Here is a 603-nt window from a genome sequence, read left to right on the forward strand (position 1 = left end):
TTGCACCCATTGACATCCGGACAAAAACAGCCACAACCCACCTCGATTATGATGAACATCCTCGCTCCATCGATCTAGAAAAAATTCCTCAGCTCAAACCCGCTTTCGATAAAAAAGGCTCAGTGACTGCGGCGAACTCCAGTGCCATTTCCGATGGTGCAGCCGCGTTGATTTTGATGGATGAAGAGACGGCGCGCCACCAAAATCTTCCCCCGCTTGCCATTATCAAATCGCACGCGACTCACGCGAGAAAGCCGGATGAGTTTACGTTGGCTCCGGTCTACGCCATTGAACAATTGTTGTCGCAAATGGATTGGTCTATTGACGAAATTGATCTCTGGGAAATCAACGAAGCCTTTGCGGTAGTGACACAAATTGCGGTTGCGGAATTAGGGCTTGATTCAAGTAAGGTCAATATTAAAGGCGGAGCTTGTGCGCTCGGGCATCCAATTGGTGCCAGTGGGGCTCGCATTTTGGTCACATTGATCCACAGTTTACGACAGCTACAAGCTCTGGGGATTGATGGTGATACAAGCAACAAGAAAGTGATGCGAGGCGTTGCGTCACTGTGTATTGGCGGTGGCGAGGCGACAGCGATAGGTA

1 protein-coding gene is annotated in these 603 nt (G+C 49.9%); it reads left to right on the forward strand.

What is annotated here, in order from left to right:
* Positions 1-603: thiolase family protein (locus tag R7040_RS27955; RefSeq protein WP_318097816.1), on the forward strand; the 603-nt coding region annotated here is incomplete at both ends.

It is taken from the genome of Vibrio sp. 1069 (genome assembly GCF_033340555.1).